We start from the raw sequence: 13,189 nt of genomic DNA on the forward strand, positions 1-13,189 counted from the left end.
TATTGCTTAAGTAATACTCCTAATTTTAAAAAAGAGGTTTTAAAATATGTATATTAAAACATTGACAGTATCTGATATCAACCGTTATATAAAGAAAACTGTGGATAACGATTTTATACTTGCCAATTGTTCTATTAAAGGAGAAGTTTCTAATTTTAAATTTCACAGCAGTGGCCATATGTATTTCTCTCTAAAAGATCAATCTAGCAAGATAAATTGCATTATGTTTAAAAGTTCAGCGGAAAATTTAAATTTTATGCCTGAAGATGGCATGAAGGTTATAGTTAAAGGCAGAATATCCGTTTATGAAAAAGAGGGTGTATATCAACTTTACTGCAGTGAAATGAAGCCAGAGGGAGTAGGAGAGTTATACTTAGCTTTTGAAAGATTAAAAATGAAATTAGAACAAAAGGGATTATTTGATATTTCTCATAAGAAAAAAATACCTGTTTATGCTAAAAAAATAGGAGTAATTACTTCACCTACAGGAGCAGCAGTTAGGGATATAATAAATGTAGCTAAAAGAAGAAATAAAAAAGTAGAACTTTTAATTTATCCAGCATTAGTTCAGGGAACAAGTGCTAGCCAAGATATTATAAAAGGTATTGAAACTTTCAATTCTATGGATGATGTAGAACTTATAATTATAGCAAGAGGTGGAGGTTCTATAGAGGAATTGTGGTGTTTTAATGATGAAAAATTGGCAGAAGCTGTTTATAACTCTCAAAAGCCTATAATAACAGGAGTGGGTCATGAAATTGACTACACCATAGTAGATTTTGTGTCAGATAAGAGGGCACCTACACCTTCTGCTGCTGCGGAAATTGGGGTCTTTAGCCTAGAAGAATATCTGCAGAAACTATTAAATTATAAAAATATACTTTATGTTAACGCTAAAAATATGATAGGTGATGAAAAAAATAGACTAACTTTTATGCAAAGAGCTTTAGAATTAAATAACCCATTGGCCTACATAGCAAATCAATATGAAAGTATAGATAAAATTAAGGAAATTTTAGATTTTAAAGTAAAAGTAAAATTTAATGAAAAAAAAGAAAAATTGGCTAAAATAAATGCATTGCTTTCTGCCCATAATCCATTAAATGTTTTGAATAGGGGATACTGTATAATAGAAGATGGACAGAAAAATCTTATATCCTCTATAGAGGAGTTAAATAAAAAGTGTAAAGTTAAGGTTATTATGAAAGATGGAGCTTCTGAATTCAAACTTGTTCATTATAAAAAGTGAGGTGACTTTATGCCTAGAAAAACAGAAAATTATGAAAGTATAATGTTAAAGCTAGAAAGCATAGTAAAATCTATGGATAGTAATGAGTTATCTTTGGAAAATAGTATAAAAAATTATGAAGAAGGGATAAAGCTCTGTAATAAATTATATAAAATGTTAAATGAAGCTGAAGAGAAAATAAAGGTTCTTACTGAAGAGGGGGAAAAAGATTTCAATACTGAAACCTAAAACATCTTCAAAATCAACTAGATTATGTTTGTACTTATTGTCTATTTTTATATACCCAAAATTATAGAATGGAGAAATATATTATGGGGATTAAAGCAATATTTAAAACCTTAAAGGAAGAACTAGATATATATTTAAGAGAATATATGAAAGAAAAAGGAACTTATAATAAAAGAGTATACCAGGCCATGGAATACAGCTTAAATGCAGGAGGTAAAAGAATAAGACCCATACTATTCCTTTTGACATATAAACTCTATAATGAAAGTCATAGAGAAGTTATGGATATAGCAGCAGCTATAGAAATGATACATACTTATTCTTTAATCCATGATGACCTGCCTGCCATGGATAATGATGATTTAAGAAGGGGAAAACCTACAAACCATAAGGTGTTTGGAGAAGCTATTGCAATACTTGGTGGAGATGGACTCTTAAATGAGGCTATGAATATCATGTTTAGACATTGTATAGGAAAAGGAGAAAATGTTATAAAAGCTTGTAGTATTATTTCTGAAAGTGCAGGAGTTGAAGGTATGATAGGAGGTCAAACTGTAGATATTTTAAGTGAAAATACTAAAATATCTACAGATAAACTTTACTATATGCATAGTAGAAAAACAGGGGCAATGATAAAGGGTTCAATAGTTTCTGCCGCAGTATATGCATCTAGAAATGAGAAGGAAATAAGCAAATTAGAATATTACGGTGAAAAGTTAGGATTGGCATTTCAAATAAAGGATGATATATTGGATGTATTAGGGGATACTGCCCTTTTAGGTAAAAAAACAAGAAGTGACTTAAATAATAATAAAACCACATTTGTAACTGTTTATGGATTAAGTAAATGCCAAGAAATGTGTCATGCAATTACCCGTGAATGTATGGACGTTTTAGATGAGATAAGTGGAGATACTTCTTATTTAAAAGAGTTAACCCTATTTTTATTGAACAGAGAAAAATAAAATATTATGAAGCAGCACTTATAATGCAATAATATCTTGAAATTCAAGTATTGTTGTATAAAAAAGGATAGGTGAAAATGTTTAGTTTATTAGATAACTATAAGGATATAAATGATGTAAAGAAAATGTCTTTGGATGAGCAGAAAGAACTAGCTGAAGAAATTAGAAAATTTTTAATTGATAATGTATGTAAAACAGGAGGACATCTGGCTTCTAATCTGGGTGTTGTGGAACTTACCTTAAGTTTATTTAGTATCTTTGATTTAAATCATGATAAACTTATATGGGATGTAGGGCATCAAGCCTATGTACATAAAATCCTTACAGGTAGAAAGGATAGATTTAATACTCTGAGGCAATTTGGGGGAATAAGTGGTTTTCCTAAAAAATGTGAAAGTATATATGATTTTTTTGAAACGGGACACAGTAGTACTTCAATATCTGCCGCATTAGGTATGGCAAGGGCAAGAGATTTAAAGCAGGAAAAATATAATGTGGTAGCAGTCATAGGAGATGGAGCTTTAACAGGTGGAATGGCACTTGAAGCCTTAAATGACGTGGGCTATCGTAAAACAAAGCTTATAATAGTATTGAATGACAATCAGATGTCTATAGCAAGAAATGTAGGGGGAGTATCTAGGTATTTAAATAAATTAAGGGTAGACCCTAAGTATAATAGATTTAAGGCAGAAGTGGAAAGTACATTAAAGAAAATACCTAATATAGGCAAAGGTATGGCTAAATATCTGGAAAAATTCAAAAATGGAATAAAACAGATGGTAGTACCCGGAATGTTCTTTGAAGACATGGGAATAAAATATCTAGGACCTATAGATGGTCATAATATAAAGGAACTTACAGAAGTTCTAGCATCAGCTAAGAGAATAAATAACCCGGTTATCATTCATGTAATAACTAAAAAAGGTAAAGGCTATGAATTTGCAGAAAAAAATCCAGGTAAATTTCATGGGATAGGGCCTTTTAATTGTAATAATGGAGAAATAGCGGCTGTTTCTGCTAATACATATTCTAAAGCCTTTGGAGATGAAATGGTAAAACTGGCAAAAGAAGATGAAAAAATAGTGGTTATAACAGCGGCAATGAGAGATGGTACCGGTCTTAGAAATTTTGCGGAAAAGTTTCCAGAAAGGTTTTTTGATGTAGGAATTGCAGAACAACATGCTGTAACTTTGGCTGGAGGGATGGCTGCAGAAGGGTTGAAGCCAGTATTTGCAGTTTATTCTACTTTTCTCCAGAGAGCATATGACCAGCTTCTCCATGATATATGTATTCAAAAACTTCCGGTAGTTTTCGCTGTGGACAGGGCGGGAATTGTAGGAGATGATGGGGAAACCCACCAGGGTATATTTGATTTATCCTATTTAACCCAAATGCCCAATATGACTGTTATGTCCCCTAAATGTATGTATGAACTTATGAATATGCTTAAGTGGTCATTAAATCAAGGTTGTCCTATAGCTATAAGATATCCCCGTGGAGGAGATAGTATATATGTTAAACCATTAAAGCATTTTAAGTTTGGAAAATGGGATTGTATTTCAAATGAGGGAAAAATAGCACTAATAGCCCAGGGAAGAATGGTGGAACATGCAGTTTTAGCGGCAGAAAAGCTTAAAGAAAGAGGAATACCAGTAAGGATTATAAGTGCCTGTTTTATTAAACCACTGGATAAGGAAATGCTTCGGCAGTTGGTGGAAGAGGATGTTACCATTATAACTATAGAAGATAATATAATAAGGGGAGGCCTAGGCTCTTATATATTGGAGTATATAAATACACTGGATAAAAAAGTAAATGTGATAAATATAGGATTTAAAGATGAATTCGTAAAACATGGGAAACCAGATATTTTATATAAATTATATGGGCTGGATGTAAAAAGTATTGTAGATAGAGTACTTAAGGTATCAGAATTAAGTGGTATATTTTAAGGCGGCAAAGGAGTTTGTTATGTCAGAACCAAAGGAAAGGATAGATATACTTTTAGTAGATAAAGGGATTTTCTCTTCAAGAGAAAGAGCAAGGGCCAGTATTATGGCAGGAGAAATATTTGTAGATGGGCAGAGAGTAGATAAGTGTGGACAAAACATAAAAAAAAGTTCCAATATAGAATTTAGAGGAGAAAAGCTTCCTTTTGTAAGCCGGGGAGGATTAAAATTACAGAAGGCTTTAAAAGAATTTAACATAAATTTAAAAAATAAGGTATGTATGGATGTAGGTGCATCAACAGGAGGATTTACTGATTGCATGCTTCAAAATGGAGCTGAAAAAGTATTTTCCATAGATGTAGGATATGGTCAGTTTGCATGGAAACTTAGAACGGATAAAAGAGTAGTATGCATGGAAAGGACTAATATAAGGTATGTGACTTTAAAGGATATAGGACAATATGTAGATTTTGCAAGTATAGATGTTTCTTTTATATCATTAAAAAAAGTTTTGCCAGCGGTTATAAACTTACTAAAAGAAAATGGTAGTATAATGGCTCTTATAAAACCTCAATTTGAAGCAGGAAGAGAAAAAGTAGGAAAAAAAGGAGTAGTTAGAGAAAAATCTACACACATAGAAGTTGTGAAAGAAATTGTAACTTTTTTAAAAGAAAATAATTTAAAAGTAATTTCGCTGGACTATTCACCTATAAAGGGACCAGAAGGAAATATAGAATATCTTATATATTTTACCAAAGAAAAAGAATTTAATGAATTATTTAAAGAAGAGGATATAATTACCGTAGTAAGATCATCACATGGCGAACTGAATGGAGAGGAACTATGAAAAATATAGGAATTAATGTTAATACAACAAAAGACCCCAATAGAGAAATGTTAAATTTTATAATAAAAGTTATAAAAAATATAGATAAAAATGTAACCATAAAAACCTATGAGAATTGTATTGGACTGGATGAAAATGAAAGCAATCAATTAGATGTAGTTATAGTACTGGGAGGAGATGGCACTATATTAAATACATCTAGAAATGTACTTAAGTCAAAGACACCCCTGCTGGGAATTAATATAGGACATTTAGGTTTTTTAGCACAGGTTGAGATAAACAGTGTGGAGATAGCATTAAATAAACTTTTTAAAGGTGAGTATACAATTGAAAAAAGAGATATGATCCAGTGCAGCTATAATGATGGTAATGAAATAAAAAAATACGACGGATTAAATGATGTAGTATTATATAGGGGGATTAAGTCAAGAATACAAAGGTATGATGTGCATATAAACGATGCTTTTTATAATAGCTTTAGTGGAGATGGCATTATTATATGTACCTCTACAGGCTCTACAGCATATAATTTATCTGCAGGAGGGCCTATAATACATCCATTCTTAGATGTATTATGTTTAACGCCTATGTATTCACAGTTTTTTACAGCCAAGAGCATTGTATTGGACAGCAGATCACGTATAAGTATATCACTAGAAAAAAATTTTGAGGACTCATTTTTGTCTATTGACGGTCAAAAGTGGATAGAGGTAAATGGCTCAGAAACTATAAAAATAAATAAGTCTAAAAATAAACGCAGACTTATCAAGTTTGACGATACTTATTTTGACACACTTAGAGAGAAAATTATTTTTAATGCAAAAGGATGTGAAGGTGGAATATTATGAAGGTAACTAGGCATGCTAAAATACTGGAAATTATTAATTCGAATAATATTGAAACACAGGAAGAACTTGCAGAAAAGCTTAAAGGCAGTGGCATGAATGTAACTCAGGCTACTGTTTCTAGGGATATAAAAGAATTAAAACTTATAAAGGTATTGTCCGACAATGGCAGATATAAGTATGCAACCATATCTCATACAGAAAGTTTTTTGTCCAATAAACTGGTGAATATATTTTCTCAAACTGTAGTAAGTGTTGAAAATATAGATAATTTCGTAGTTATAAAGACTATTTCAGGTTCTGCGTCTGCAGCTGCTGAGGCTATAGATTCTCTGAATTTTATTGGTATAGCAGGAACTATAGCAGGAGATAACACTATATTTGTAATGGCCAGGGATAGGGAAAAAGCTCACACTATAACCCAAAAGATGAAAAAAATGATTTCACAGTAGGAGGCTTAGGCTATGCTGCTTCAATTAAATATAAAAAATTTTGCACTTATAGAAAAATTAGTTATATCTTTTGAATCAGGCTTTAATGTACTTTCGGGAGAAACCGGGGCAGGCAAATCTATACTCATTGATGCCATTAATTATGTATTGGGAGGGAAATTTAATAAGGATTTAATAAGAACAGGAAAAAATAAAACTTTTGTGGAGGCTGTTTTTACCATAGAAAACCCTAAGACTCTAGAAATATTAGATAAAGAGGATATATTTAGAGAAGAAGACATAGTTATAATTAGCAGAGAATCCTTTCAATCAGGAAGGACTGTTGCCAAGGTAAATGGAAGGTCTATTTTATTATCCAGTTTAAGGCGAATAAGCGGCACGCTTTTAGATATACATGGCCAGCATGACAGCCAAAATTTACTTATAGAAGAAAATCATATAAACTATTTAGATTATTATGGAGAAAACTTACTTCATGATTCATTAAAAGATTTTAAGGAAACATATGAAAGCTTGAATAAAATTAACAAAAAGATATGTGAAATCTCAGGCAAAGGCCAGGATAGAGAAAAAATTATAGATTTTTTAAAATATCAGATAGATGAAATGGATTCTGCAAATTTAAATGAAGGAGAAGAGGAAGAATTAAATAAAAAGTTCAAAATTTTCTCAAATTCTGAAAAAATAAATAATATTATTAATGATTGCTACATAAAATTATATAATGGAGAAGAGGGTGCAATTTCTATATATGACAATTTAGGAATAATTATAAAAGAGCTAAGTTCTATAAAAAATGTTGCGCCTGAACTTACCAATATATATAATTCTTTTGAAAACATATATTATAACATAGAAGGAAACATAGATGATTTAAGGAATATTAAAGATAATTTTTATTATGACGCAAATGAACTGGAATATATAAATAATAGGATATATCAAATAAATGGCTTTAAAAATAAGTATGGCAGCAATATAAAGGATATATTAAATTATAGAGATAAAATAAAGGCTGAATATGAAGAAATGAAAAATATGTCTCAGGTTATAGAAAAATTAAATTTGGAAAAGCTAAAACTAGAAGATATACTTAGACTAAAAGGTAAAGAAATTCATAAAATAAGATGTAAAATAGCAGAGGACTTACAGAAGAATATTAAAAATGAGTTGAATTTTGTGGGACTTGAAAAAAGTACATTTAAAATAGAAATTAAATTAGAAGATAAATTTACCTCAAAAGGTATGGATGATGTGAAATTTTATATAACTACTAATCCAGGAGAACCGTTAAAACCTTTGGAAAAAATTGTATCAGGCGGAGAACTCTCCAGAATAATGCTAGCCCTAAAAACAGTATTTGTGGATAAAGATTTTATTCCTACGGTTATATTTGATGAAATAGATACAGGCATAAGCGGCAGAATAGCGCAGTGTGTGGCAGAGAAGATGTATACTATATCCAAAAAGCATCAGGTATTTTGCGTTACACATCTTCCTCAAATTGCATGTATGTCGGATATTCACTATTGGGTTTCAAAACAGGTTATTGATGATATGACCTATACCAAAGTTAAAATGATGAAAAAAACGGAAAAAGAATATGAAATAGCCAGAATGATAGGAGGAAGTGAAGTTACAAAACTCACCTTGGAGCATGCAAAAGAGCTTATTAAAATGGCGGATTTAAAAAAAAATAAAATTAAATAATATTAGTTTTGCAAGTTATCTCCAAAGTATATAAAATGATAAATTATTTTAATGGATACTTTTAAGAGGTGACTTTTAACTTTTTGTATAAAATTTATATTTTAAAACAATACATTAACTTTAAATGAAACTATATGATAGCATAATAAAATATTTAAAAGGGCAACTTAAACGTAAAGAAGCAGTGTAAGACAGGAGGCAAAACTATGGGAAAAAAAATTAGAAATACGATATACTGGATGTTAATTCCTATCCTGCTTATAATATCAGTTGTCTATCATAAAGAAAGTGTATGTAAAAATGCTCATTTGCTTCAAAATAAAAAAATAAAATCTGCATTTAAAACAGTAGCAGCTAGTGATGTTAATGTATATTTAGGCGGTCAGCCTATTGGTGTAAAATTAAATACAAAAGGAGTGTTGGTAGTTGCCTTTTGTGATATAGAAACTTCAAAAGGCAAAGTTGCTAGTCCGGCGGCGATGGCTGGAATACAAATAGGAGATAATATACTTAAAGTAAATGATACCTTTGTAAAAAATTCAGAACAAACTCAAACTGAAATAAATAGATCAAACGGAAAAGATATTAAAATATTAATAGAAAGAAATGGGAATAAGATAGAAAAAGTAGTAAAAGCGGTAAGTGGTTTAAATGATAACAGTTATAAAATAGGATTGTGGATAAGGGATTCCACCGCTGGAATTGGAACCCTAACTTTTTATGATGAAAAAAGTGGTATGTTTGCAGCACTAGGTCATCCTATAGTAGATATAGATACAGGTACAAGATTGAATATAAATTCAGGAGAAGTAATAGAATCCTCTATTGTATCAGTTAAAAAAGGTACTAAAGGAAATCCAGGAGAATTAAAGGGTATATTTGTTAATGAAGAAGTTAAGCTAGGAAATATAGAGAAAAATACGGAATGCGGAGTTTTTGGAAAAGGAGACGATAAACTCAAAAAAGATTCTATTCCCATTAAAATTGGGCTTAGAAATGAGATAAAGGAAGGACCAGCTAAAATTCTAACTACTATATCTGGAGATAAGCCTGAATATTATGATATACAGATAGAAAAATTATTATCACAAGACTTACCAGGACCTAAAAGTATGGTGATAAAAGTTACAGATGCCAGATTGTTAAATAAAACAGGTGGAATAGTTCAAGGTATGAGTGGCAGTCCTATAATTCAAAATAATAAACTGGTTGGAGCAGTAACTCATGTGCTTATAAATAAACCAGATGTAGGTTATGGTATTTATATAGATTGGATGTTAAAAGATACAAATATACTGTCAAAATAAAAAATTTAGATATAACTTATAAAAGATTTAAGTAAATATAGAATATATGGTAAAATAATATTGTAGAAGATAGCATTTTAAATGCTATCTTCTAACTTTATATCATATAATAAATATATAAAAAAAATTTTTTTATATAAAAAAGAAGGAAATAAAATTCCTGTGTCGAATTTATTATTTTGTTAACATATGGCAATTAATTTAAAAAAAGGGGAGTGGCAAATATGGAAGAATCAAAAATAAATGTAATTATTGCAGATGATAATAAAGAATTTTGTAATATTCTAAATGATTATCTTCTAAATCAAAGAGATATAATGGTTACAGGTATTGCAAAAGATGGCGTGGAGGCTCTTAAATTAATTGAGGAAAAAAACCGGATTTAGTAGTATTAGATATAATAATGCCTCATCTTGATGGACTTGGGGTTTTAGAAAGATTAAATAGTATGAATATAAATCCGATGCCGCGAATAATAGTTCTATCGGCAGTAGGACAAGATAAAATAACCCAAAGGGCTATAACACTTGGAGCAGATTATTATGTAGTAAAACCTTTTGATATGGATGTATTCACTAAAAGAATTAGGCAGATGTTTAATAATGTCATAAGTAGTGGAGATGAAGTGAAAAAAACAGTATCCCTTATAGATGGGGGAGAAATAAAATTCTCAAGGGATAATCCTACTACTGATTTGGAACAGGAGATCACAAATATAATACATGAAATAGGTGTGCCTGCGCATATAAAAGGTTATATGTATTTAAGAGAAGCAATAACAATGGTAGTAAATAATATGGAGTTATTATCTGCAGTTACAAAAGAATTATATCCATCTATAGCTAAAAAATATAATACTACAGCAAGCAGAGTTGAAAGAGCTATAAGACATGCAATTGAGGTAGCATGGTCAAGGGGACAAGTAGAGACTATAAATAAAATATTTGGATATACTATACATAATGATAAAGGCAAGCCAACAAATAGTGAATTTATAGCTATGGTTGCTGATAAATTAAGATTAAAAAATAGGGTCAGCTAAATTTTCAAGATCTTCCGTTTGTTTCTTGTTTATAAATGGAAGATTTTTATGAATATATGAAAGTAGAAATAAGTATAATAAGCATTTAATTGACAAGAATAATGTTGAAGTATAAAATTGATTACAATGGCTAACTTTATTTAAGGTATATTTTATCATTAATTTAATAATCCAATAAAATCAGGGGTGTTTAACTATGAGTTTTTTCGAGAAAACAGTAAATAAAGAGATAATATATAGTGGTAAAATTATTGACTTAAATGTCCATACAGTTGAATTACCAAATGGGAAAACAAGTAAAAGAGAAATAATAAATCATGCTGGCGGAGTGGCAATACTTGCTTACAAGGACCCGGAGACGATATTTATGGTGGAACAGTTCAGAAAACCCATAGAAGGTACTTTACTTGAAATACCGGCAGGTAAGATTGAAAAAAATGAGGATGTACTTGAATGTGCCAAAAGAGAGTTGGAAGAGGAAATAGGATATAAAGCTAAAGATCTTAAATATTTAGGCAGAGTAGTTACAAGTCCAGGATTTTGTGATGAATATATATTTATTTATAAAGCTGAAGAACTATATAAAGGAAGAGATGACCTAGGAGACGAAGACGAATTCATAAATATTAAAGAAATTAAAATAGATAAGGTTAAAGAAATGATAAAAACAGGAAAAATAATAGATGCAAAAACTATTTGTGCTTTTATGATGTTATAATATTAAAGTCATATAACTCTTTTGTAAATCATAAATTAATTAAAAGAAAGTGATTAACAAAAGGGGGATGAAATTATGTTGGAAAATAGAGCATCAAATTTGATAAACAGTCATATTAAAAATAATTTTTGGCTGTATATTATAAGTTTATTATGCTTTTTTACGGGGATAGTTATTGGTATATATAGCGTCAGGTACATGGGTGGATTTGAAAAAAGTGATCTTTTAAGTTATCTGAAGGACTTTACTAAAACAGTGAATTCAGGCAGTATAAACTATAAGTCTATATTTCTAGAAACTTTAAAAAATAATGTTCCTATGATTTTAGCAGTATGGTTTTTGGGGCTTACAATGATAGGGATACCTGTAATACTTATAATAGATATAATTAAAGGATTTACCATAGGATTTACCATGAGTTTTGTAATAAGCGGCATGGGAGTTCAGGGCATGTGGTTTTCACTTTTGGGAGTGCTGCCTCAGAATATAATATATATACCATGCATAATATTTTCCTCTGTACTTGCTATGGAATTTTCGCTTATGCTTTTCAGAGACAGAGCTAGAGTTCAATGGAAATCTCATATTTTAGTTAGATTTACATCTTATTCTATGTCTTTTCTTTTAATATGCGTCGTAATGCTTATAGGTTTTTTTATGGAAACATATTTAACTCCCAATATGATTAAGCTTATTGCATCAAGTTTTACGAGGATACTATTATGATTTTAGACGAATCAAAATTAGATTTTATTATAGAAGTATTGAAGTGTTTTTTTGTATTAATATTTTTCGGCATGTTTTTACCCAAATTTATAGATTTAATATTATATAATTTTGTTATTAAACCTCATTCTTATGATAATAGTATATTCGTGTACAATATATTTAGTAGGAATATAGATATAATATATAACTATATTACTGTTTTTAACGAGTTTATAAAATTCTGACTCCCGAAGAGTAGGTGATAATTTTGGAAAGCTTTTTACTAGGTTATGCAGAGCAGTTAGAAAAAAAGCATATGAGTAAAAACACACTAGATGCATATATAAGGGATATAAGTAGATTTTGTGATTTTATAAAAAAAAGAAAAGGAAACTTGGAAAGTGTAGAAGTTGTATCTATAATGGCATATGTGCAGTATCTTCAAAAAGAGGGGAAAGCTATTTCATCCATAGTTAGGAACATAGTTTCCCTTAGAAATTTTTATAAGTATCTAATGATTAAAGGGGTAATAAATGAAAACCCTCTTTTGTATTATGAAATTCCTAAGGTAAAGCATAATATTCCTAAAGTTTTAACTATAGATGAAGTAGACAAGCTTCTTAGTTCTCCGGATTTTAGTACCTATAAAGGTATACGAGATAAAGCAATGCTTGAGATAATGTATGCTGCAGGAATGAAAGTAATGGAACTTTTAAGTTTAACTATATATGATATAGATTTAAAATTTTCACATATAAGGTGTAGGAGTTTAAAGAATAATGAAAGAGCGGTGCCAATAGGGTCTGTGGCAGTAGAATATTTAAAAAATTATCTAAATATAAGACCAAAATTGAATGTATATAACTTAGATACTTTATTTTTGAACTTAAGAGGAGCGCCCATGAGCCGGCAGGGGTTCTGGAAAATTGTAAAATACTATGCAAAAGAAGCTAAGATAGATAAGGACATAAATGCTTTTACATTAAGGCATTCCTTTGCAGTACATCTGCTGCAAAATGGTGCAGATATTAAATCTGTACAGGAACTTTTAGGGCATAAAGATTTATCTGCTACCCAGATATACTCTGCAGTGCTTAAAAAGAATAAAATTGCAGAAGTATATAAAAAGTCTCATCCACGGGCATAATTAACATATAGTTTCAATACTT

General features: G+C 30.1%; 12 protein-coding genes and 1 pseudogene. All 13 read left to right on the plus strand.

What is annotated here, in order from left to right; genetic code table 11:
* The first annotated feature begins 46 nt into the window (after positions 1 to 46).
* Positions 47 to 1,249, plus strand: a complete 1,203-nt coding sequence (gene xseA / locus ACJDU8_RS15200; RefSeq protein ID WP_406793004.1) for an exodeoxyribonuclease VII large subunit — start codon at positions 47 to 49, stop codon at positions 1,247 to 1,249.
* 9 nt (positions 1,250 to 1,258) lie between these two features.
* Positions 1,259 to 1,477 (plus strand): exodeoxyribonuclease VII small subunit, encoded by a 219-nt coding sequence (locus ACJDU8_RS15205; RefSeq protein WP_406793005.1) that lies wholly within the window; start codon positions 1,259 to 1,261, stop codon positions 1,475 to 1,477.
* Positions 1,478 to 1,560: 83 nt separating this feature from the next.
* Positions 1,561 to 2,442, plus strand: coding sequence for a polyprenyl synthetase family protein (locus ACJDU8_RS15210; RefSeq protein WP_406793006.1), 882 nt, complete (start codon positions 1,561 to 1,563; stop codon positions 2,440 to 2,442).
* Between the two features lie 77 nt (positions 2,443 to 2,519).
* The gene (gene dxs, locus ACJDU8_RS15215; protein WP_406793007.1) at positions 2,520 to 4,394 is read left to right on the plus strand and encodes a 1-deoxy-D-xylulose-5-phosphate synthase; all 1,875 of its coding nucleotides are present in this window, start codon (positions 2,520 to 2,522) and stop codon (positions 4,392 to 4,394) included.
* The gene (locus ACJDU8_RS15220) at positions 4,381 to 5,238 is read left to right on the plus strand and encodes a TlyA family RNA methyltransferase (RefSeq protein ID WP_406793008.1); all 858 of its coding nucleotides are present in this window, start codon (positions 4,381 to 4,383) and stop codon (positions 5,236 to 5,238) included. The genes dxs and ACJDU8_RS15220 overlap by 14 nt, the downstream gene beginning before the upstream one ends.
* Positions 5,235 to 6,086, plus strand: a complete 852-nt coding sequence (locus ACJDU8_RS15225; RefSeq protein WP_406793009.1) for an NAD(+)/NADH kinase — start codon at positions 5,235 to 5,237, stop codon at positions 6,084 to 6,086. Before ACJDU8_RS15220 ends, ACJDU8_RS15225 begins: the two co-directional genes overlap by 4 nt.
* Positions 6,083 to 6,535 (plus strand): arginine repressor, encoded by a 453-nt coding sequence (locus ACJDU8_RS15230; protein WP_406793010.1) that lies wholly within the window; start codon positions 6,083 to 6,085, stop codon positions 6,533 to 6,535. Before ACJDU8_RS15225 ends, ACJDU8_RS15230 begins: the two co-directional genes overlap by 4 nt.
* Positions 6,536 to 6,547: 12 nt before the next feature.
* Positions 6,548 to 8,245, plus strand: a complete 1,698-nt coding sequence (gene recN, locus ACJDU8_RS15235) for a DNA repair protein RecN (protein WP_406793011.1) — start codon at positions 6,548 to 6,550, stop codon at positions 8,243 to 8,245.
* 206 nt (positions 8,246 to 8,451) lie between these two features.
* Positions 8,452 to 9,552 (plus strand): SpoIVB peptidase, encoded by a 1,101-nt coding sequence (spoIVB, locus tag ACJDU8_RS15240; protein WP_406793012.1) that lies wholly within the window; start codon positions 8,452 to 8,454, stop codon positions 9,550 to 9,552.
* A gap of 224 nt (positions 9,553 to 9,776) precedes the next feature.
* Positions 9,777 to 10,594, plus strand: a pseudogene (spo0A, locus tag ACJDU8_RS15245) (sporulation transcription factor Spo0A).
* A gap of 196 nt (positions 10,595 to 10,790) precedes the next feature.
* A complete protein-coding gene (locus ACJDU8_RS15250) occupies positions 10,791 to 11,312 on the plus strand; it encodes an NUDIX hydrolase (RefSeq protein WP_406793013.1) in 522 nt (173 codons plus the stop codon).
* 75 nt (positions 11,313 to 11,387) lie between these two features.
* Positions 11,388 to 12,038: a stage II sporulation protein M gene (gene spoIIM / locus ACJDU8_RS15255; protein ID WP_406793014.1), complete on the plus strand. Its 651-nt coding sequence runs from the start codon at positions 11,388 to 11,390 to the stop codon at positions 12,036 to 12,038.
* Between the two features lie 250 nt (positions 12,039 to 12,288).
* Positions 12,289 to 13,167, plus strand: a complete 879-nt coding sequence (gene xerD, locus ACJDU8_RS15260; RefSeq protein ID WP_406793015.1) for a site-specific tyrosine recombinase XerD — start codon at positions 12,289 to 12,291, stop codon at positions 13,165 to 13,167.
* Positions 13,168 to 13,189 lie beyond the last annotated feature (22 nt).

Origin of the sequence: Candidatus Clostridium eludens (genome assembly GCF_045310515.1) — a bacterium.
Taxonomy (GTDB): domain Bacteria; phylum Bacillota; class Clostridia; order Clostridiales; family Clostridiaceae; genus Clostridium_B; species Clostridium_B eludens.